The organism is Mucilaginibacter sp. A3364 (genome assembly GCF_059690715.1).
Window position 1 is genome coordinate 360,405 of the sequence record NZ_JCAWED010000001.1, and the last position, 21,684, is coordinate 382,088.

At 45.4% G+C, this 21,684-nt stretch carries 19 protein-coding genes; 10 read left to right on the forward strand and 9 right to left on the reverse strand.

Annotated features, from left to right (window positions below; genetic code table 11):
• Positions 1-64: 64 nt before the first annotated feature.
• The gene (locus AC59JT_RS01505; RefSeq protein WP_497395419.1) at positions 65-1,162 is read right to left on the reverse strand and encodes a vWA domain-containing protein; all 1,098 of its coding nucleotides are present in this window, start codon (positions 1,160-1,162) and stop codon (positions 65-67) included.
• Between the two features lie 214 nt (positions 1,163-1,376).
• On the opposite strand from AC59JT_RS01505, the gene AC59JT_RS01510 reads away from it, so the two are divergent.
• Positions 1,377-2,408, forward strand: coding sequence for a LacI family DNA-binding transcriptional regulator (locus AC59JT_RS01510; RefSeq protein WP_497395421.1), 1,032 nt, complete (start codon positions 1,377-1,379; stop codon positions 2,406-2,408).
• Between the two features lie 18 nt (positions 2,409-2,426).
• Positions 2,427-2,708, forward strand: coding sequence for a GNAT family N-acetyltransferase (locus AC59JT_RS01515; RefSeq protein WP_497395423.1), 282 nt, complete (start codon positions 2,427-2,429; stop codon positions 2,706-2,708).
• A gap of 249 nt (positions 2,709-2,957) precedes the next feature.
• Here AC59JT_RS01515 and AC59JT_RS01520 read toward each other — a convergent pair whose 3' ends face one another.
• The 6 genes from AC59JT_RS01520 to AC59JT_RS01545 form a co-directional block, all read right to left on the reverse strand.
• Positions 2,958-4,247: a hypothetical protein gene (locus tag AC59JT_RS01520; protein ID WP_497395425.1), complete on the reverse strand. Its 1,290-nt coding sequence runs from the start codon at positions 4,245-4,247 to the stop codon at positions 2,958-2,960.
• Positions 4,248-4,304: 57 nt separating this feature from the next.
• Positions 4,305-5,174, reverse strand: a complete 870-nt coding sequence (locus tag AC59JT_RS01525; RefSeq protein ID WP_497395427.1) for a carbohydrate kinase family protein — start codon at positions 5,172-5,174, stop codon at positions 4,305-4,307.
• Between the two features lie 93 nt (positions 5,175-5,267).
• Positions 5,268-6,149, reverse strand: a complete 882-nt coding sequence (locus AC59JT_RS01530) for a cupin-like domain-containing protein (RefSeq protein ID WP_497395429.1) — start codon at positions 6,147-6,149, stop codon at positions 5,268-5,270.
• A gap of 379 nt (positions 6,150-6,528) precedes the next feature.
• The gene (locus AC59JT_RS01535; RefSeq protein WP_497395431.1) at positions 6,529-7,071 is read right to left on the reverse strand and encodes a fasciclin domain-containing protein; all 543 of its coding nucleotides are present in this window, start codon (positions 7,069-7,071) and stop codon (positions 6,529-6,531) included.
• Between the two features lie 157 nt (positions 7,072-7,228).
• A complete protein-coding gene (gene hemW / locus AC59JT_RS01540; protein ID WP_497395433.1) occupies positions 7,229-8,350 on the reverse strand; it encodes a radical SAM family heme chaperone HemW in 1,122 nt (373 codons plus the stop codon).
• A 43-nt stretch (positions 8,351-8,393) separates the two neighbouring features.
• Positions 8,394-8,762, reverse strand: coding sequence for a hypothetical protein (locus AC59JT_RS01545; RefSeq protein ID WP_497395435.1), 369 nt, complete (start codon positions 8,760-8,762; stop codon positions 8,394-8,396).
• Between the two features lie 50 nt (positions 8,763-8,812).
• On the opposite strand from AC59JT_RS01545, the gene AC59JT_RS01550 reads away from it, so the two are divergent.
• The 8 genes from AC59JT_RS01550 to porN all read left to right on the forward strand — a co-directional run bounded on the left by AC59JT_RS01550 (position 8,813) and on the right by porN (position 17,234).
• Positions 8,813-9,607 carry a PI-PLC domain-containing protein gene (locus tag AC59JT_RS01550; protein ID WP_497395437.1) on the forward strand — a complete coding sequence of 265 codons (795 nt, stop codon included), beginning with the start codon at positions 8,813-8,815 and terminating at the stop codon, positions 9,605-9,607.
• Between the two features lie 47 nt (positions 9,608-9,654).
• On the forward strand, positions 9,655-10,278 hold the full coding sequence (locus AC59JT_RS01555; protein ID WP_497395439.1) for a CatA-like O-acetyltransferase: 624 nt from the start codon (positions 9,655-9,657) through the stop codon (positions 10,276-10,278).
• A gap of 162 nt (positions 10,279-10,440) precedes the next feature.
• On the forward strand, positions 10,441-11,406 hold the full coding sequence (locus AC59JT_RS01560) for a DUF4271 domain-containing protein (RefSeq protein WP_497395441.1): 966 nt from the start codon (positions 10,441-10,443) through the stop codon (positions 11,404-11,406).
• 35 nt (positions 11,407-11,441) lie between these two features.
• Positions 11,442-12,200 carry a uroporphyrinogen-III synthase gene (locus tag AC59JT_RS01565; RefSeq protein ID WP_497395443.1) on the forward strand — a complete coding sequence of 253 codons (759 nt, stop codon included), beginning with the start codon at positions 11,442-11,444 and terminating at the stop codon, positions 12,198-12,200.
• Positions 12,201-12,476: 276 nt separating this feature from the next.
• Positions 12,477-13,814, forward strand: a complete 1,338-nt coding sequence (gene porK / locus AC59JT_RS01570) for a T9SS ring complex lipoprotein PorK/GldK (protein ID WP_497395445.1) — start codon at positions 12,477-12,479, stop codon at positions 13,812-13,814.
• 46 nt (positions 13,815-13,860) lie between these two features.
• Entirely contained in the window at positions 13,861-14,649 is a 789-nt protein-coding gene (gene porL / locus AC59JT_RS01575; RefSeq protein WP_497395447.1) for a type IX secretion system motor protein PorL/GldL, read from the forward strand.
• 42 nt (positions 14,650-14,691) lie between these two features.
• Positions 14,692-16,224 (forward strand): type IX secretion system motor protein PorM/GldM, encoded by a 1,533-nt coding sequence (porM, locus tag AC59JT_RS01580; RefSeq protein ID WP_497395449.1) that lies wholly within the window; start codon positions 14,692-14,694, stop codon positions 16,222-16,224.
• A gap of 8 nt (positions 16,225-16,232) precedes the next feature.
• The gene (gene porN / locus AC59JT_RS01585) at positions 16,233-17,234 is read left to right on the forward strand and encodes a type IX secretion system ring subunit PorN/GldN (RefSeq protein WP_497395451.1); all 1,002 of its coding nucleotides are present in this window, start codon (positions 16,233-16,235) and stop codon (positions 17,232-17,234) included.
• Positions 17,235-17,491: 257 nt separating this feature from the next.
• Here the strand turns inward: porN and uvrC are convergent, their stop codons facing one another.
• A complete protein-coding gene (gene uvrC, locus AC59JT_RS01590) occupies positions 17,492-19,303 on the reverse strand; it encodes an excinuclease ABC subunit UvrC (RefSeq protein WP_497395453.1) in 1,812 nt (603 codons plus the stop codon).
• A 23-nt stretch (positions 19,304-19,326) separates the two neighbouring features.
• Positions 19,327-21,555 carry a transglycosylase domain-containing protein gene (locus AC59JT_RS01595; RefSeq protein ID WP_497395455.1) on the reverse strand — a complete coding sequence of 743 codons (2,229 nt, stop codon included), beginning with the start codon at positions 21,553-21,555 and terminating at the stop codon, positions 19,327-19,329.
• Positions 21,556-21,684: the final 129 nt, after the last annotated feature.

The window sequence follows — 21,684 nt, forward strand, 5'->3', positions numbered from 1 at the left end:
TTTGAAGATGTGCTGATTTGAAGATGAGGGCATTTTCAAATTTTCAAATCAATTTATCTTCAAATCACCTCACGTTTTTACGCCTATTCCTCGCATAATCCTCAAAAATATACTCACCCAAATTACCCAATGAGCTGTAAAACGCCTTGCCGCCGTTTGTCTCGGTAAACTTGCGGACGAACTGTTGCAGGTAAGGGTCGTTAGCGATCATGAAGGTGGTGATAGGTATTTTGAGTTTCTTGCATTGCGCGGCCATGGTCAGCGTTTTGTTAACCACTTTGCGGTCCAAACCGATGCTGTTTTTATAATATTTTGTTCCTTCCTTCAGGCAGGTTGGCTTGCCGTCGGTTATCATAAATATTTGTTTGTTTGAAGTTTTGCGGCGGCGCAGGATATCTGTAGCCAACTCCAAACCCGCGTAAGTATTGGTGTGGAAGGGGCCAACCTGTAAATAAGGCAGGTCCTTCAAGCTTATGGGCCATGCATCGTTGCCAAACACCACAATATCCAAAGTATCCTTAGGGTATTTGGTGCGGATAAGTTCGGCCAGGGCCATGGCTACCTTTTTGGCGGGGGTAATGCGGTCCTCGCCATACAGGATCATGGAGTGCGAAATATCGATCATGAGCACCGTGCTGGTGAGGGTTTTGTAGTCCATTTCCTCTACTTCCAGGTCGCGCTCGGTCATCATAAAATCGCCGATGCCATGGTTTACCTGGGCGTTGTGGATGGATTGGGTCATGTCTATCTGGTCCAAACTATCCCCAAACTCAAATTCGCGGCGTTCGGAATTACGCTCATCGCCCTGCCCGCTTTGCGGCGAACGGTGATTGCCTTTTCCCGATTTTTTGAGCTTGCCAAATATCTCCTCCAATGCCGCGCTGCGGATACTTTGCTCGGCCTTGGCGGTTATTTTAAATTCGCCATTTTGCTTGTCCTCGTCCAGGTAGCCTTTTTGCTTTAGCTCGTCGATAAAATCGCCCATGCCATAATCGTCATTGGTGATGTTGTATTGCTTGTCCAGCTCATTGAGCCAGGCCAAAGCCTCGCCGGCATCGCCCGATGTATAGTTGAGCAATTCGAGAAACAGTTTTAATAATTCGTCAAATCCGCCTTTTGGGACCTGGTTGGGGGTAAACTTAGAAAATCCGAAACCACGCATAAGTTGCCTTTCAGTTATAAAATAACGGATTATTTTGGGGAAAAGTTTGGTGGAAGGGGAATTGTTAGGTAGATATGACAATTGCCAACGATCAGACTTACGAAGTTTTTAAAACTTCGTAAGTCTTGTGCCATTTCTTACGCTATTTCACATTTTATTTCTACATTCACTTACATAAACCACTGCCTGCACGTTGGGCGCAAAAAATCCTGCTATGTTTCAATCGTACACCATTAAGGATATTGCCAATGCCCTGGGGTTGTCAACCTCAACGGTGTCGCGGGCGCTTAATGGTAGTTACGAGATTGGTGCCGAAACCAAGCGACTGGTACAGGAATACGCCAAAAAAGTAAACTACAGGCCCAACCCCATTGCGCTGAGTTTAAAGGAGCAAAAAAGCCACTCGATAGGGGTGGTGGTTTGCGAGGTGGCTAATAATTATTTTTCGCAGGCTATAAGCGGGATAGAATCCATCGCTTATGATAAGGGCTACCATGTTATTATCACGCAAACGCACGAGTCGGCCGAGCGGGAGGTTGTGAATGTGCAGCATTTGCTGTCGCGACATGTGGATGGTTTACTGGTATCGCTATCTGCCCAAACTACAGATATAGCGCCTTACAAATACCTACAGGAAAAGGGTTTCCCCATTGTATTCTTCGACCGCGTGGCCGCGGATTTTGAGGCCCACAAAATAACTACCGATAATTTTACCGGCGCTTTTGATGCTACCGAGCATCTGCTAAAAGCCGGCTATAAACGCATAGCGCTTTTAACCAATTCAAACAATTTACTGATAAGCCACGAAAGGCTGCGGGGGTATACAGCGGCGCTGCAGAAGCACAAAATTGCATTTGATGAGGCACTGGTAAAAACCTGCGACCATGGCGGCGTATCAGCCCCTGAGGTAGAACAGGCCGTGAAAGAACTGCTTGACCTGCCCCAACGACCTGATGCTATACTACCGGCAAGCGACAGGTTGACTACCACTTGCCTAACCATAATGAATAAGCTGGGCATTAAGATACCCGGTGATATGGGGGTGATAGGTTTCAGTAATTCGGATGTGGCGCAGTTGTTTAGTCCGCCGCTGACGGTTGTGCGGCAGCCTGCTTTTGAGATGGGCCGCATAGCTACCGAAACGTTGATAAAGGTTATTGAAAGTAAACGCCCTATAGAGGAATATACCGTGCAGCAAATGGGCGTGGAGCTGATCGTACGTTCATCATCGTCAAAAAAAATATAAAAACTAAAGGAGGGATATATGTATTCTGATGCACCATTTATCAATAATGAAGCTATTCACAATTTTGAAATGTTTGTTGATGGCCACCGGGCTTTTATTGACTACCAGCTAAAGCACGATAAAATTTACCTGATACATACCGAAGTACCGGTTGAACTGGAAGGTAAAGGCGTAGCGCCTGCCATGGTTGAAAAGGCCTTTAAGTATATTGAAGAAAAAGGCATGAAAATGGTGCCGTATTGCTCGTTTATAAAAGTGTATTTAAAAAAACACCCGGATTGGGAGCGGTTGGTGGCGTAAGGGAGAAATTCAACAAGCGCCATGTGCTCCGTAGGAGCATCGTGTTAATAGAAACCAGTTAAGAATAATCAGGCTCCGTAGGTGCCTCGTATCTACAGCAGAACGGGGCACCTACGGAGCCTGAATGTTTTGATTGTTTTTTGGCTATAAACACGTAGCCCCAATGGGGCCGGGGTTGATAGCCTATTTCATCAAACTAACAATAGTCTCAACACAACGTGGATTAACACAACGGTGGCTGGCAATACACTATTCAATAATAACCTTCTTACTCAAAAACTCCCGAAAAGCCTCATCCGAAGGCTTAAAAATATCATCGCAGCTATCAAGCATTATGGTATAAAACAGCTTGCCTTGTAAACGGGTGTATTTTTGTAACGGACGAAAGTAGGTTACTTTTCCTACTTCGCCCTGCTTTGGCGGATCGGCGGGTAACTCAATGGCCATTCCCGGGTACTCGGGCATGTCGCGCTCTATCAATAAGCCGTACATGCGTGAGCCTCCCCATTCCGGATAAACTTTTGGATTTTTGATGAGATAAGCCCGGCAGTTTTTTAAAGATCCCACGTCAAAACTCATCTTGGTAACATCCTCCTGTGTGCCAATAAATTTTTGTGCCTGCTGCTCCAGCGTTTCGCCGGGCGCGGCGGGCCGGGCCATCACCATTATGGAGAAACCGATTTTGTTACCTTTTGGTGCCTGTAATTGTGGTGGTATCATCATGATAAAGCCGCCATTTTTAAGTCCGCCAACATTAAGTTTCCAGGTGGTATCAATGGCTATCTGCAACCCCAGTACACGGTTGGTAAACAGGCGATCGGTACCTTTTAGACCCATAACGTACCACATATCTTTTGGCGCGAGTGTTGTATCCGAGGGGATGGTTTTAAGCATGTTTCCTGTAACTCGTTGTACTTGCTTTTCAATATAACTTGTGCTGCCCGACGCCTTAGAAGCCTGAGCGGCAGCATACCGGGCATTGCTGGCCATGCTGGCGTTAAGGCAGGCTATTGAGTAGTCCGACCAGAAAAGTACATCATAATCGGCCGCGCGAGGATATTTGAAAGCGATGGTATATTGTTCTATCCCCCATACCATTTTTGCCGAAAGCGAATAATGGTTCCCTAAAAACCAATAAACCCTCATATCAGTAGGCGCCAGCACTTGGGCAGCGTTATAATTGTCCACCGCTTTTTGATAGTACGCTTCGGTTTCCATATTGTATAGGTAATGGGCAATGTCGCCCATTAATAAATAGGTCTCGGCATTTTTGGTAGTGATCTTCTCCAGGTCGGTGTACAGCGAGGTAAGATTGTTGATCGTTGCTTCCTTGGGTATTGCCGCTTTCCAGTCATGCACCCAGTGGTCATAAATCGCGACGTTTTGCTTCAAAAAGGTAATGCGGTTTTCCAGCCCGGCACCATATTTAACTTTGGTAAGATCAAGGGCTAAAACATTGGCGCTCGCTGTGCGGGCGCAAAAAGAAAGGGATAAAAGCAAAAGAAATGCTTTACCGGTGGTGATTAAGGTTTTGTACATTTAGGGCATAATAGGTTACCCTAAATGTACAAAAAATAGTATTGCTAGGTATAGCTGTTATTTCATCAAACTAACAATACCCTCAACATATCTTGGATTAGCACCACGCTGACTGGCGACAAAAGCACCCACAGCGCTGGCACGGTTCAATATTTCGGGGATAGGTAGTTTATTAAGCAGGCCAGCCACAAAAGTAGCCAGGAACGAGTCGCCGGCGCCAACAGTATCGGCAACTTCAACTTTATAGCCCGGGTGCTCATAAAAATTATGATCATGCCATACCATGGCGCCATCGCCACCGCGGGTTACGATGATGGTTTTAGCATGAAATTTATTCCGGAAAACGTTGATCTTTTCGCGCAGGTCGCCTTCGCCGTTAACCAGCATGTCGGCTTCCTCTTCGTTCATTTTTACCACATCGGCGTGTGCTGCCAGGGTTTCTAAAGTGGTTTGGTTGTAGTGCGGCGCGCGCAGATTTACATCAAATACCTTTAGCGCTTTAGTATCACTTAACAAATTAAGTAAGGTGTTGCGTGTTGTCGCTTCGCGACAGATCAAACTGCCAAATACAATGGCTGATGCATTTTTTGCGGCTTCGGTTAGTGTTTTTGAAGCTTTGATGCCGTCCCATGATACCGGCTGCGGTATGATGTAAGTAGCCTGCTGCTGCTCATCTAATTGTACAGTAACCTCGCAGGTAGGTAATTTGTTATCCAGCTGGATCAGGTTATTATAAAGACCGTTCTCTTTTAAAAAGTCAAGGAGTTCAACGCCCGACTGGTCGGTGCCCAGGCGACTAACAAAAGTTACGTCATTACCTTGCTGTTGCAGGTGAAATGCCACATTCATGGTAGCGCCGCCGGCTTTTTTAACATCGCCAAAGGCATCCCACAAAACTTCACCAAAACATAGTATATTTTTTTTCATAAGGGTATCAATTCTGTGGGCCAAAGCTATAAGTAATTTTCTGGTTTCAATGTTAAATTGACGTTAAGGATTATTCTTCCAGGCCTGGCGTGATCAAAACGGCCTTCCTTTAGCCAACGCCTTATTCGCCCATTTCACGGCCAACTTTTCGCGATACTGCGCATACTTGCCTTTAAAAGCCATTTTTATCACACTATCAACACCGCCTTTTACGGCCAAATTATATAGGCTTGCCGCTTTGCGCACAGGCGAAGCATCCCAGGCACGCAGGCTAAGCGAATAGCCGCCGCTGGTATATTTCATCCAGTGCCACCAACCGGTAGGCATAAATAGGGTATCGCCATGCTCTAAAAATACTTCAATACCTTCCACGCCTCTAAGGGCAGGGAATTTCTCGAAATCGGGATTGGCTACATCGTAATCCTCCAGCGCGTAGGTGGCGTTGGGAATGCAATACAGGCGACGTTTCCATTTATTTTCGAACAGGATAACATGTTTGGGGCCGTGAAAGTGAGTGTGAAATATATGCGGCAGGTCGATATCATAATGCAAAAACGTAACCGAATCCGATCCGCCAAAAAACATGGCCGGCATACTTTCAATAAAGCCGCCCATCAGGTCTTTGGGGATGATCAGGTCATCCAATAAATGGGGCGCCTGTTTAAAAATATTGAAAAAGAAAATGCGTAGTTCGGTAGGTTGCGACATGATCAGGTCCATATACTCGTTAAACGGCATCTGCGAAGCATGCGCGTTGATGGGTTTTGTGGGATCAGCCTTAGCGTTGGTGTACAAAGGTACTACCTTGTCGCCCACCACCTGTTTCAAATATTCGGGAGTCCATTTATCGCGCGCGGGCCAGCTTTTGGTAAGCCCCTTAATAATTAGCGGACGACAAGCGTCCAGGTAATTTTTCTTAAAATCTTCGGGGCTAATTGTATCAACTACATCAATAGGGCGCAGTATAAAACTCATTTTCGTACGTAAAATCGGCAGTATAATTAACCATCTAAGTAACGAAAGGAAAGTGCAGGTTGTGTTAAGGGAGTGTTAAATGATTGTGTGGCGATTCATAGGTGCCTACCCTTCGTAATAACCAAAAATATAAATGCGTCATTGCGAGGTACGAAGCAATCTCTTCACATGCAAATCAGCATCCGCATTTTAGCAGATGGGTGCCTTCACCAACATTGGGGCAATGAATGTCCTATGTAGAGATTGCTTCGTACCTCGCAATGACGCGTGGAGAGAGTGGTAAAAAAAAGCCCGGCTGCTATAGCAACCGGGCTCACCTTTCTCAAAGGAGTTTTTTTGTGGCAGAAGATGTTTTTAGTGTAGATAGAGCAGGGTTATCTTAGTTAGGCATTAAAACCGTGTTCACCACATGTATAACGCCGTTGCTTTGATTAACATCGGCAATGGTGATCCATGATTTGCCGCCTTTTTCATCAACCAGGTAAGCTTTTTTACCGTCGGCTTTTATCCAAAGTTTGCCGCCTTGTACGGTGGTTAGTTCGGTTTTGCCGCTTTTAATTTTTGCCCACAGGTCGGCTTCGCTTAGTTTGCCGGCAACAACGTGGTAGGTTAAAATTTTGGTAAGCATAGCTTTGTTTTCCGGTTTAACCAAAGTTTCAACAGTGCCTTTTGGCAATTTGTCAAAAGCCTCGTTGGTTGGTGCAAACACCGTAAACGGACCTTTACCCGATAGCGTTTCAACCAGGCCGGCAGCTTTAACAGCAGCTACAAGGGTGGTGTGGTCTTTTGAGTTTACAGCATTCTCCACAATGTTTTTTGTTGGATACATAGCTGCACCGCCTACCATTTTAGTTTGAGCGTTAGCGTTAGGCGCAATTGCGATAGCTACTAAAGCAAGGGCCGAAAGAATTAGTTTTTTCATGGTTTTTGTAATTCGTTGTAATTTGTTATTTGATGGAAATACGGCACAACTAAGCCCGGCGGTTTTTATGGGGCAGGTAATTCCAATAGCCTCGCGTTGTTGCTTTTTTTAAACCGGATATAGTTGAAATGCGTAGGTACGCGCAGCCGGTATGCGCCTAAAAAAACAGGTCGGCCGCTATGGCGTCGGCGTATAATTTGCCTGTATGGGTCAGGTAAATTATATTTTCTTTTTGGGTGATGTGGCCCTTGTCGAAATGCTCGCGGGCGGTTTTTAGTAGTAGACCTTTTGTGCCTGCGGCGATGCTTTCCAGCTTATCCAGGTCAAGCCCCCAGCTAGTGCGGAGGGAGGTCATGATGTATTCGTTGAGGCGGTTTTCTTCGGTGAGGTGTTCAGTCTCTGCCGGCACATTTCCCGCATAAATAGCCTGCATGTATTTGGCATTATTGGCTATGTTCCACTGTCGGGTTTCGCCATTAAAAGCGTGTGCCGATGGGCCTATGCCCAGGTATTTCACCCCTTTCCAATAATTAGAGTTATGCCGCGAGTAATGCCCCGGTTTGCAGAAGTTAGAGATCTCGTACTGCTCAAAACCATGGGTTTGCATGGCATCAATCAACAGGTTAAACTGTTCGGCACTTTGCTGGTCGCTCATGCCGGGTTGTTTGTGTTTTTTAATGGCCGATGCCAGGGCAGTACGCGGCTCTACCGTCATAGAGTAAGCCGAAACATGGGGCACATCCAGTTCAAAAACTTTGTTGAGGTTGTGTTTCCATTTTTGTTCGGTAAGCAGGGGGTAGCCGTATATCAGGTCGACGGTGATGTTTTCAAAACCGCTATCCTGCGCGCGTTTAACGCTGTCCTCGGCCTCACCGCCGCGGTGCACGCGGTTCATCCAGGCCAGATCCTCATCAAAAAACGATTGTATACCAATGCTGAAGCGATTAACCGGAGTTTGGCGCAGGGCTTGCAGTTTGCTTTTAGTAAGATCGTCGGGGTTGGCTTCCAGGGTGATCTCGGCATTAGCGGCTACGGTGTGCAGGCCGGTGATGGTATCTAGAAGAAGTTGAATCTCACTTGCGTCTAAAACCGATGGTGTACCACCGCCGAAGTAAATGGTTTCTATGGTTTCGCCTTGCAGGTAGTTTTTTTGGAGTTCGATTTCCTTTGTCAGGGCTTGCAGCATTTCGGCTTTATATTGCAGCGAGGTGCTGAAATGAAAATCGCAGTAATTACAAGCCTGTTTGCAAAAAGGGATGTGTAGGTAAATACCCGCCATGACGCAAAGGTACGGCTATTTTGGGTTTCCGGGAGTTAATTACCTAGTAAAGTAAAGGGGACTCTTTTACTGCTACAAATTTTTTCTCGTAAGCAATTGTTAAAGCCGACCCGGATGGCGCACCATTGGTAAAATAACCCCAAAATATAGTGGTATCGCGCGTAGCGCTTTTTAAGCAGATAGTAAAATGCCCGTCCTGACCGTGACGATCGAAACATAAAATGCCTTTACCCGATGACTTCCCTTCAACTATTACGGCTACCGAATCCACACCGTTTGATACTGTCAGATCAACTTTTTCGGCGTTGCGGTTGGTGAAGATGATGTCTTCAGCTTGTTCACAGCCTTTATGATCGTTGCTGCAGCCATAAAGGCTTAGCAAAAAAAGGCAAAATAAGGTTATAGGTTTCATAACACTAATATAACAATGATAATTTGTTTATATGTAGTAGTTTTATCGCCATGAAATTAAAAGTATCGCTGGCATTGCTGCCTTTATTTTTTGTATTGAATAACCTGGTTTTTGCCCAGGCCAAATTCACCCACTCGCATAACGATTATAATAACAATACGCCTTTTTACCGTGCTTTTTACAGCGGCTTTAACGCTATTGAGGCCGATATTTTTTGCGTTGGTAAACAGCTGCTTATCGCACATGATAAAAAAGATACGCTTGCCCTACGCACACTTAAATCACTGTACCTTGACCCGGTAAATTATGCCTTGATCAAAGATAGCACCCGCCGGGTTTGCCTGCTGATTGATATTAAAGACGACTATCGCGTTAGCTTACCCGTACTGCAAAAAGAGCTGGAGCCGTTAAAACGCTACCTGATGACACCAACTCATCCCGGCAGGTTAAAAATACTGATAAGCGGTAACCGCCCCGCGCCGGTGGATTTTAAAAATTACCCCGATTACTTTTTCTTTGATAACGACCTCATTACCCAACCCACCACCAAAGCGCAATGGGGCCGCATAGGCCAAGTAAGCCTTAACTTTGCCCTTTACAGCAAATGGAAGGGCCAGGGCGATATGCCCGATGCCGACAAAAAACGCATCAAAAAAACTATCGACAGCGTGCATGTGAACACCGGCAAACTGGTGCGCTTTTGGGGTGTGCCTGATATTCAAAAAGCCTGGGATATACAACTGGATGCCGGCGCCGATATTATAGGTACCGATGCCATGGAAAAGCTCATCGTTTATCTTACCGAACGTAAAAAAATACAGCCCGTTACCGCGGTTATTAAATAGGTTTTGCGCTGTCAACATCAGCCTAAAACTGTACTTTTGCGGCATCTATGAAACAAAAAGTAAATATCGATAGCTGGATACGTAAAGAACATTTCAAATTTTTTAACGCCTTTGAAGAGCCTATCTACGGCGTAACCGTAAGTATTGATTGCACCGAAGCTTACGCTCATGCCAAGGCCAGTAAAATATCCTTCTTTTTATACACCGTATACCAAGCCCTGCAAGCCGCAAAACAGGTGGAGGAATTTAAATACCGCATTGAAGGCGACGAGGTTTTTATTTACGACGACATCAGTGCATCGGTAACGGTGGGGCGCGATAACGGCACCTTCGGTTTTGGGTACCTGGATTATTATGCTGATTTCGACCAATTCCTGGCCGAAGCCACCAAAAGCACCAACGACATTAAAGCAACAACCACACTCATCCCGCAGCCGCGGCAGGATGTTTTCCTGATCTCGTCGTTGCCATGGGTTAATTTTACTTCGATCTCGCATGCGCGGATGTTCTCTTTCAAAAGCAGTACGCCGGCTATATCTTTCGGTAAAATAACCGAGAAACATGGCAGGCGGGTAATGCCCATGTCAGTACACGTACATCATGCGCTGGTGGATGGGCTGCATTTAGGAAAGTTTATTGATGTGTACCAGGAATTGTTGAATGGTCATTAGTCATTAGTCATTAGTCATTGGTCATTGTGTCATTAGGTCATTGAGTCATTTTAAATATTTATCCGCCCGACCAACCCTCTTTCCGCCGAAGGCGAAGAGAAGGTGGTCCAGCGAAGCGAAGACCGGGTGAGTAATCGCCGATATTTTCTTAATTTTGCACCAATGCGTTATCTGGTACTGCTGTTTATGTGTTTTACTATGGGTTTTAGCCCTAGCTATGCCCAAACCGATACGCTAAGCACCGATACATCGCGCCGCTACACCCCGCAGTACCCACCCAACATCCTCGACTCGGTGGTACAGGCCCAGCGCAGGCATGAGTTGTTTGTAAAAGATTCGCTTTCCTTCCTCAATGTAAAGTATCCAGACGGGGCTATGAACCTGCAGATGGCCCAAAAGCTGCTTGCCGAAAAACTTTACCACGGCCAGCACTTTTTAGATATCCCCTTTAAAACCCGCAGTATTTTGCGCGACGGCCACGTGCGCCAGGTGCGCGATCCATGGATCATCGGCGTGGTAGTAGTGCTGCTTATTTACACCGGCCTGCTCAACATCACCATGAATACCGATGTGCAGAATGTGCTGCGTTCGTTTTACAGTAAGCGCGTGTTGATTGTTGCCGCTAAGGAAGAAGGGCAGATAAATTTCTGGGCCTTTGTGGGCTTGTTTATTTTATTCGGGTCAACCTTTGGTTTGTTTTTATACCAGTTGGCGGCTTACCGCGGGGTGTATTATAGCGTAAGCGGTTTCAGGCTTTTTACCACGCTTTCGGTGGTGGTTCTGGCGCTTTTTGCGGGCAAATTTTTGGTGCTTAAGTTTTTGGGCTTCGTTTTTGGCATCCAAAAAGTAGTGGACGAGTACGTGTCTGTTTTGTATTTAACCTACTTTAACATAGCCTTTGTGTTTTTACCGGTAGTGCTGTGTTTTAGCTTAATTGCCGCACAATTTGTACCTGTTTTGTTGGCAATAGCTGGTATACTGATAGTTATAATTTTCACCTGGCTTTACCTGCGCAGCAGCGTAAATATTATTTCGAATTTTCGATTTCCTAAATTTTATTTATTTATCTATCTTTGTGCCCTCGAAATTTGCCCTATTTTGATACTGATTAAGGCATTGAATATATAAGTTTTAGGTTTTTTTACGACTAGATCGAAAGAATTTTGGAAGATAGAAAGAAAAAAGTAAAAAGCATACTGGTAACCTTATCGAAACCTGAGAACGATAAAAACCCTTATGCCGAACTAGCTAAAAAGCTTAACCTGAAAATTGATTTCAGGTCGTTTATTCATGTAGAAGGTGTGCCTGCAAAGGATTTCCGCAAGGATAAAATTAACCTGGCCGATTTTACCGCGGTAATTTTTACCAGCCGTAACAGCGCCGATCACTTCTTCCGCATATGCGAAGAAATGCGTTTTGAAGTGCCGGTTGATATGAAGTACTTCTGCCTTTCAGAAACCATCGCCCTGTATCTTCAAAAATATATTCAGTATCGTAAGCGTAAAATTTTCTTCGGTAAACAAACTGCTTCTGATCTGGCCGAGGTATTGAAAAAACACTCAAGCGAGAAATTCCTGTACCCATGCTCGGACGTAGCTGCTGAAGAAACCCAGAAATTTTTGCTGGAGAACGGTTATGATTTTACGCCTGCCGTGCTTTTCCGTACCGTATGCAGCGACCTGAGCGACCTGGCCGAAGTGTTTTACGATGTGATCGCATTTTTCAGTCCGTCAAGTATACAATCGTTATACAAAAACTTTCCTGATTTTAAACAAAACAATACCCGCATTGCAGCCTTTGGCGCAACAACCCATAAAGCGGTGCTTGAGGCCGGTTTAATATTGGATATACCCGCGCCAACACCGGCTGCCCCATCCATGACCATGGCTATCGAGCAATATTGTAAACAGGTAAATAAATAATTTTTTTAGTAAATTTTTTAACCATATTGCAACCAAATTACGCTGGTTTACGTATACATTCGTGTAATACAGTGCTGGAGTAAGTGTTTAGTTGTAAGATATTTGTGCCCGCTTATTATTTTTCCGGGTGGTAATATTGTTTGAACTCTACCGTTAAAAGTGCTTTAATGTTTCATTAAAAAAACATTTTTTGCGTTTTGGAGTGTCAAATTTTATATATTCGGGGAGTCAATAAGTGTTATATTCCGTTATAACGAGTTTCTTGATTTGTTTAAAATGAAACAGATATATTTTTTAGCAGCGGCTCTTACCGTTGGAATACTAAGTAGTGGTTGTGGTTTGCTTGGCGGCGGCGGTGGCGGCGACAGGGGTGAGGTGCTTGGCGTAAAATCGCGCTCGTTCAGGGCCGAAGTGCCGGTTGGCATGGTTTACGTGCCCAGTGGTACCTTCCTGATGGGCCAAACAGACCAGGATGTTACTTTTGCTCAAATATCCCAAACCAGGCAGGTATCAATACCCGCTTTTTTTATGGATCAAACCGAGCTTTCAAACAGCCAGTACCGTCAATTTGTTAACTGGGTGCGCGACTCGATCGCCATTACCCAGTATCTAAACGATCCTAAGTACTACATCACCCCTAAAGGTGGCGCGGCTGCAAATACCAATACCGGCCGTAAATACATAAACTGGAAATACGTAAGAAATTACCCTATCTGGAATGCCGCCCGTAAAGGCCAGGCCGATAACAGTACCAAGCTGCAAGGCATGTACTACCAGGGTGATGACCGTTTATTTGACCGTAACGAGCTTGACGTACGTTTGCTTAAATACAACTTTACGCAAATGGACTACCGCAGCGCGTCAAACTATCGTAATGATGCCAGCAAAAAACGTTCTGATTTCATTTTGCGCGATACCGTGCCAATTTACCCGGATACTTTGGTTTGGTTGAACGATTTTTCGTACGCGGCCAACGAGCCGATGGTTGAAGGTTATTTTTCGCACCCATCCTTCCGTGACTACCCGGTTGTGGGTGTTACCTGGCGCCAGGCACGCGCGTTTACCCAATGGCGCACCCGTTACAACCAGGCTTATAAAGACGAACGACATTTACCACACCGCTCGGATTATATGCTACCAACCGAAGAAGAGTTTGAGTACGCAGCACGCGGTGGCAGGATAGGTACAGATTACCCATGGGGTGGCCCGTACATTAAAAATGCTAAAGGTTGCTTACTGGCCAACTTTAAACCGGGCCGTGGTAACTATAGTGATGATGGTGGCGCTTACACCGTTAAAGTAAAATCATATTTCCCAAATGATTTTGGTTTGTATAATATGGCCGGCAACGTGGCCGAGTGGACCTTATCTGCATTCAACGCATCATCTTCAACCTTTGTTAATGATCAGGCACCAAGCATGATCTACGAAGCCAAAAAGAACGATCCGGAAGTAATGAAGTTAAAAGTGGTACGCGGTGGTTCATGGAAAGATATCGGCTACTTCTTACAAAACTCATCTCGAGGTTCTGAGTACCAGGATACCGCAAAATCATACATCGGTTTCCGTACCGTAACCCATTTCCAGGGCCGCGATCTAAGAGATAAAAACTAATTTTAAACTATAGCGTTAATTAATTAAAACAATAATTAATAAATTTATGTCTCGTAAAAAGAAACCATACGGAATTAGTAACATTATATCGTGGGGTGCCTCGGTGGTTATTGTGGGTTTGATGTTTAAAATATTACACTGGCCCGGTGCTACTTACTTTATTGCAGGTGGTTTAACTGTTGAAGCCTTGTTATTCTTGTTATTGGGTTTTCAGCGCGAAGAAGAAGAATTGGATTGGACCAAAGCTTACCCTGAGCTGGCCGATGGCGAGGCTAAACCAAGACAGGTTGCTGCTGCAGGCGGTTTTTCAAACACTGCCGCTTTAGATAAAATGTTAAGTGATGCCAAGATCGGTCCGGAACTGATTGGTAGCCTGGGCGAAGGCCTGCGCACATTTGGCGATAAAGTTAATGCCATATCAAAAGTTACCGATGCGGGCGAAGCTACTATAGCTTTCACCAATAAAGTAAAACAAGCAACTCAAAGTTATGACAGCCTGAGCGCTTCTTTCGAGAAAGCATCAGCAGGTTTACAGGAGTTGGGTAACTCAAATGTTGATTCAAAAGCATACCACGACCAGGTAACTAACCTGGCCAAAAATCTATCGGCATTAAACGCTGTATACGAGTTAGAATTGCAGGATTCAAGCGCGCACTTAAAATCAATGAATAAATTTTACCAGAATTTATCGTTAACGATGAACAACTTCAACGAGTCGTTAGAAGATTCGAAACAGTTTAAAGAGGAAGTGGGCCGTTTGGCTAAAAACCTGTCATCGTTAAATGCTATTTACGGTAACATGCTTACCGCGATGAACCAGCCGCGTAACGCGTAGTAATTAACAGGATATTATAATTTATATATAGATATATAATATATGGCTGGAGGTAAAGAAACCCCAAGGCAGCGGATGATAGGTATAGTATACCTGGTACTTTTAGGGCTTGTAGCCATGAACGTGCCGGATAGCTTGCTTGATGCATTCAAAAATATTACGGATAGTTTGAACACCTCAAGCAAAAACGTAACCACCGGTATTGAAAATACCTATGCCGCGTTTGAGAAAACCAAACTAAAAGAGCAGCCCGAAAGGGCAAAGCCGGTATACGATCGTGCTAAACAAGCCAGCGCTGTAGCTGCCGAGCTTAATACATATATAGAGCAATTAAAAGCGAAGCTGATTGAAGAAGGCGGCGGTATAAACGAAACTATTAATGATGTAGACGCGCGTGATAACCTGGATATATCACCACGTGTGATGATACAGGGCAAGAATGCAGATAACCTGCGTGCCATCATCGACAAAACCCGTCAAAAATTGATTGCGTTGTTACCTGAGAAAGACAGGGCAGGCGTAAACTTTTCATTGAATACGGTTGACCCGCCAAGACACGGCGACGTTAAAAAGAACTGGCAGGAAGCTAATTTTGGCGATGGTATACCTTTGGGTGCTACCTTAACCACATTGGCCAAAATACAGGCCGATAACAAAAACGCCGAGAACGAAGTAGTTAAAAAAATATTAGGCGAAGTTGACCAGGCTGTGGTTAACCTTGACCAGTTTAGCGCGGTTGCCGTAGCGCCATCAAGCTATGTGCTGGTTGGCCAGCCTTACACGGCTGAGGTGTTTTTAACTGCATCCGATTCAAAATCATCACCATCTATCAGCGTTAGTGGCAGCAGCCTGCCTGTTGAAGGTGGCCGTGGTAAATATACCGGCAGCACCAGCAGCGAAGGTGTACATACCTGGATAGGTACCGTATCGGTTAAACAAACCGATGGTACAACTAAAACTTATACTACCCAACCGCAAACTTACATGGTTGCAAGGCCATCGGCTGTGGTATCGCCTGATAAAATGAACGTATTGTACATTGGTGTGCCTAACCCGGTATCCATATCGGCCCCCGGTATTGCTAAAGAAAAATTGCGTGTAACTATTACAGGTGGTTCAATAAACGGTTCAAACGGAAAGTACACGGCTAACGTAACATCGGCCGGTACCGCTACAGTTAATGTGTCGGGCGAAATAGCTCCGGGAAAAACTGCAGTATTAGGCTCAACTTTATTCCGCGTAAAACGTATACCTGATCCTAAGGCCGTATTTGCCGGTAAATCGGGCGGTGAAGCAGCGGCAGGAAACATTAAAGCACAGGAAGTGCTTTTTGCCAAACTGGAGAACTTTGAGTTTGACGCGCAATTTAAAGTAACGCGCTTTGCGCTGTTGGTTGCGAACCCAAGGCAGGATCCGATCAGGATAACCGGTACCAGCGCCGAATTGAACGCGCAGATGCGCCAGGCGATGAATACCGTTAGGCCGGGTTCAACCGTAGTATTTACAGATATTGTAGCAGTTGGTCCGGATGGCTCACCACGTGGCTTAGATCCGATAGTATTGACAGCAAAATAGTAAGATATATGAAAAAGAGATTATTGTTAGTTGTGCTTTGTTTTGCTTGTGTGGCGTCGTTTGCGCAAACCAAAAAGAAAACCACTACCACTAGAAAACCAACCCCGAAAAAAACTACTACGGCAAAGCCGCCTGTAACCGCCCCTAAAACAACGCCACAGGTTAGCGACGCGTCTACATCAACCAACGCTACTGCCGCGCCTGTAACGCCGCCTGATGCAGCACAAGGTGTAAAGTTTGAAGCACCTTTAGATGGTTATTATAAAAAGAACAATATTGCTAACGCGAAGCCTACGCCATACGCTAACATCCGCGAAAGTGATGCGATCTTTGCAAAGCGTATTTGGCGTGACGTTGACGTGCGCGAGAAAAGAAATCAGTTCCTGTCATCACCTAAAGCACGTTTAATTGATATTTTGATGGATGCCATTGCTGCCGGCGAGTTAACCGCTTACAGCCCCGTACCTACTAAAGAAGACCCGGGAGGCGACATGTTTAAAGTACCAATGACACCTGCCAAAGCTAAAGCTACCATGGCTGATAGTATTGTGGTGGATAAGTTTGATAAAAACACTGGCGATAAAATTGGATCAAGCATGCAGGCCGGTGAGTTTAACCCGGATAGCATTGTACGTTTCCGTATTAAAGAAGACTGGATATTTGACAAACAACGTTCGGTATTTGAGCCACGCATTGTGGGTATAGCACCGCTGATCAAACAAAAAGTTGCCGGCGTTGATTTTGATTACCAGCCTGCGTTTTGGGTATACTTCCCGGCAGCACGTAACGTATTTGCCACCAAAGAGGCCATGAACCGTAATAACGACGCCACCAGCCTTAGCTACGACGACGTATTTATGAAGCGCTTGTTTGCCAGTGTTATTGTTAAGCAATCAAACGATAAAGACGAACGTATAAAAGACTATATGGACGGCATTGACCGCCTGTACGAAGCCGAACGCGTTAAGAAAGCCCTGATGGACTGGGAGCTTAACTTGTGGCAGTATTAGTAGTGAGTTTTGAGTGGTGAGTGATGAGTTGAATATCACTGGCCGATAAAATATAAAGCCTTCCGAATTTCGGGAGGCTTTTTTGTTGTAGAGACGCAATATTTTGCGTCTCAGGGAAATCTTTGAGGTTGAGAAGCTCAGGACTGTAGCGACACTTACTGACAAAACACCGCCACCAAAAAATACATACGCTTGATAACGAGCGCTGTAGCCATGCTACACCAGGTGTAGCGGTGTAGCGTGCTACGCATACGGCGCTACACTGCGCCTTCGCTGCCGTTAAAATATTCGATGATGGCGCGGGCCTGTTTAAGGTTAACCACTTCGGTTAAAGTTTCGGCATTGGCCTCGCGTATTTTTTTTACGGATTTGAAGTATTTGAGGAGTTTTTCGGCAGTGGTTTTGCCGATGCCTTCTATCAGTTCCAGCTCCGTAGCGAGGGTACCCTTATCCCGCTTTTTACGGTGAAAGGTAATGCCGAATCGGTGAGCCTCGTCACGCAGTTGTTGGATGATCTTGAGGGTTTCTGATCGTTTATCGAGATGCAGGGGGTATTGGTCGCCGGGGTAGTAAAGTTCTTCCAACCGTTTGGCAATGCCGATGACGGTAACCTGGTTGTATATCCCAAGCGTTTTTAAACTCTTCACCGCCGATGAAAGCTGGCCCTTACCGCCGTCGATGAGGATGAGTTGGGGTAGTTCTGTCCCCTCATCCAAAAGCCTGCGGTAGCGGCGGAAAACGGCCTCTTCCATGGTGGCAAAATCGTTGGGGCCTTCCACGGTTTTCACGTTAAAGTGGCGGTAATCTTTCTTAAACGGTTTACCATCCCTAAATACCACTATAGCCGACACCGGGTATTTACCCTGGAAGTTGGAGTTATCAAAGCACTCGATATGGCGCGGCAGCTGGTTCATGCGCAGGTCCTTCATCATCTGGGTAAGCAGGCGTTCGGTGCGTATTTCGGGGTTAAGTTTTTCGTACTGGTCGATGCGTTCCTTTTTAAAGAAGGAAACGTTTTTCTGTGACAGGTCGAGCAGTTTACGTTTTTCGCCAAGCTTAGGCACAGTAAATTTTATAGCCGAGTCGTCCAGATCGATCGGGAAGGGCACGATGGCCTCTTTGGAATCGCTGTTATAGCGTGTTCTGAATTCGGTGATGGCCAGGGTTAATAGTTCCTCGTCGCTTTCGTCCAGGCGCTTTTTCAGTTCAATGGTTTGCGTTTGGATGATGGTGCCGTTCATTACCTTCAGGTAGTTTACAAAGGCATATTTTTCCTCACTCGCAATGCTGAAGACATCCACATCAGTAATAGATGAGTTAACCACGGTGCTCTTACTCTGGTAGTTTTCCAGCAGGTCGAACTTGCGTTTTAAACGGTGCGCGTGTTCATAATTCATGTTGGCAATGGCATTGTCCATATCGCCCTTCATGCGGCGCAGTACCGAGCCTATCTTGCCGTTCAGGATATCTTTGATCTCTTCGATGCTGTTATCATAGTCGTCCTCGGTTTGGTAGTTTTGGCAGGGGCCTTTGCAATTGCCCAGCTGGTATTCCAGGCAAACTTTAAATTTCCCGGCATCTATATTGGCCCGGCTAAGCGCCAGGTTGCAGGTGCGCAGCGGGTAGGTTTCTTTGATCAAACCTAAAATAGCATGCATCATACTCACCGAGGCATAAGGGCCCAGGTATTTTGAGCCGTCTTTAACTATGCGTCTCGTCCAGAATATGCGGGGGAAGTTTTCATTTTTGATGATGATCCAAGGGTAGGTTTTATCATCCTTCAGCATCACATTGTAGCGGGGCTGATGTTTTTTGATGAGGCTGTTTTCAAGCAGCCAGGCATCAACCTCGGTATCAACAATGGTAAACGTAATGTTGCGGATCTTAGAAACCAGTACCCGCGTTTTAGCATTCACGTTACTATCCTTCACAAAGTAGGACGTAACGCGGTTGCGCAGGTCTTTGGCCTTGCCAATGTATATCAGTTCCTTATCCTCGTTCCAGTATTGGTAAACGCCGGGTTTATGCGGTATGTTATTTAATGCCGATCTGTAATCGAATTTCTCCATTCCTCTCCACAAAATCAATATAACTAGAAATCCAGTTTCTTCTCAACCTCGCCCGTACCCTGCGTTTGCTGGTTGTACGAATCGCAATTTAACTCAATAGTTAAAGGGTTTTTTGGAGGGGTAAACTGGTCGCTCTTACTTACACCTAGGGCCTGGGTATCATACACCTGTTGCATATATAATGCAAACATAGGTAAGGCCGAGTTGGCGCCCTCACCAATACGGGTGGTGCGGAAGTGTATGTCACGGTCCTCGCAGCCTGTCCATACGCCGGTAACGAGTTTAGGGGTAACGCCGATGAACCAACCGTCCGAGTTATCCTGCGTGGTGCCTGTTTTGCCGCCTATAGGGTTATTTAGTTTGTATTTGTAGCGCAAGCGATAGCCTGTACCGGCATCAACAACGCTACGCAGCATATCTGTCATCACGTAGGCCGTTTGTTCGTTCATGGCCTGGCGTTTTTGTGGCGTGAAGTTGTATAGCACGTTGCCATTTTTATCTTCAATTTTTAACAGATAAGTAGGCTCTGTCCATACGCCGTGATTGGCAAATGCCGAGTAAGCGCCCGTCATATCAAATACCGAAGCATCAAAGGTACCCAGGCATATAGATGGGTATGGTGGTACAGCACTGGTAACCCCCATTTTTTTAATAAGCTCCATAACCGGCACCGGGGTAACCTCTTTCATCACAAATGCGGTTACATAGTTTTGCGAGTTAGCCAGCGCTTTTCTTAAAGTTATCGCGCCCGCAATTGTAGAATATGAGTCGGACTTTGGTGTCCAGTCATCAATAGTCACGGGTACATTATCCACCTGCATACAAGGCGAGTAACCTTGATCTATCGCGACAGCATAAGTAAACGGTTTGGCCGTTGAACCCACCTGGCGCTTACCTATTTTTACCTGGTCGTATTTAAAGTGTTCGTGATTAATACCGCCTACCCAGGCTTTAATGTAACCTGTGGTTGGGTCCATACTCATCATGGAGTTGCGCAGCAGCATTTTGGTGTATACTATCGAGTCGATAGGTTTCATGATGGTATCAATAGTGCCTTTCCACGTAAACAGGCTCACGGTATCCGGCGTTTCAAAGTTCTTGCGGATATCTTCTTCATTCATCCCTTGCAAAGCCAGCTCGCGGTGACGGTCAGACCGGGCTATACCCTGATCTATCAGCAGCTTGAAGTTTTTGATATTCTTCCAGCGGCTAACGCCTTTCCATTGCATGTTAAACTGGTTTTGCAGATCGGGCATGTACTTGCGTTGTGCTTCCTCGGCAAACTCCTGTGCACGCGAGTCTATGGTAACATATATTTTCAAACCGTCACGGTATAAGTCATACGGTGTGCCGTCCGGTTTGGTTATGTTTTGGTCGGCGAAGATGTTTTTGATCTTGGCATTTAATACATCCCGGAAGTAAGGTGCAAGTCCTTCGTTATGATTGGTTGCATGATAGTCAAGCCCCAGGGGTTTTGCCTGGAATTCTTTTGCCTGTCCGTCGGTAAGAAAACCCTCATCGGCCATACGTGCCAACACAAAATTACGGCGTGATAAAGCATTGTTAGGGTGCCTAACCGGCGAATAAATGGTTGGGCCTTTCAGCGTTTGTATCAAAACGGCAGCCTGGTCGGCAGTAAGCTTGCCGGGTGTGGTATTGAAATAGGTGGTAGCGGCCGAACTGATACCAAAGCTGTTGCTTCCAAAATCAACCGTGTTTAAATACATGGTAATGATCTCTTCTTTGGTATAGTGCTTCTCTATCCGCACCGCGATAATTTGCTCTTTTAATTTTTGAACAATACGCGCAATGATATTAGTAGCCCTGTCTTCTTTCGAAAATAAATTAAGTGCCAACTGCTGTGTAATGGTACTTGCTCCTTGCCTTTTGCCTACCAGGTTGTAGGCTATAATGCTAAAGGTTCGCCAAAAATCGATGCCCGAGTGATCTTTAAAATGATTATCCTCGGTAGCTATTAAGGCATTGATGGCGTTAGGCGAAATATCCTTATAGCTAGCGCTCGAGCGGTTCTCTACATAAAACTTGCCCAGTATTTTCTCGTCAGACGATATGATCTCGGATGCCAGGTTGCTTTTGGGGTTCTCCAGGTCGCGAAAGGATGGAAGCTTGCCCAGGCCGCCCAGCGCGGTAATGGTTATCAGCAAAACAACCAAAAGGAAACCGCCGATAAAGAATTTCCAGATGTAGCCGTTGTATCGCTTTATATCTTGTGCAGAAAGTTTAACGTCCATGTATCAATATATTTGTTGATAGTGATCAATATAAAATCCAAAGATTTTCAATCAGCTAATTTATCCAGTTTTTTTGTGGTAATGATAAAAAACTGTATTTATCCTTAAACGCCTTCACAAAACAAGGGC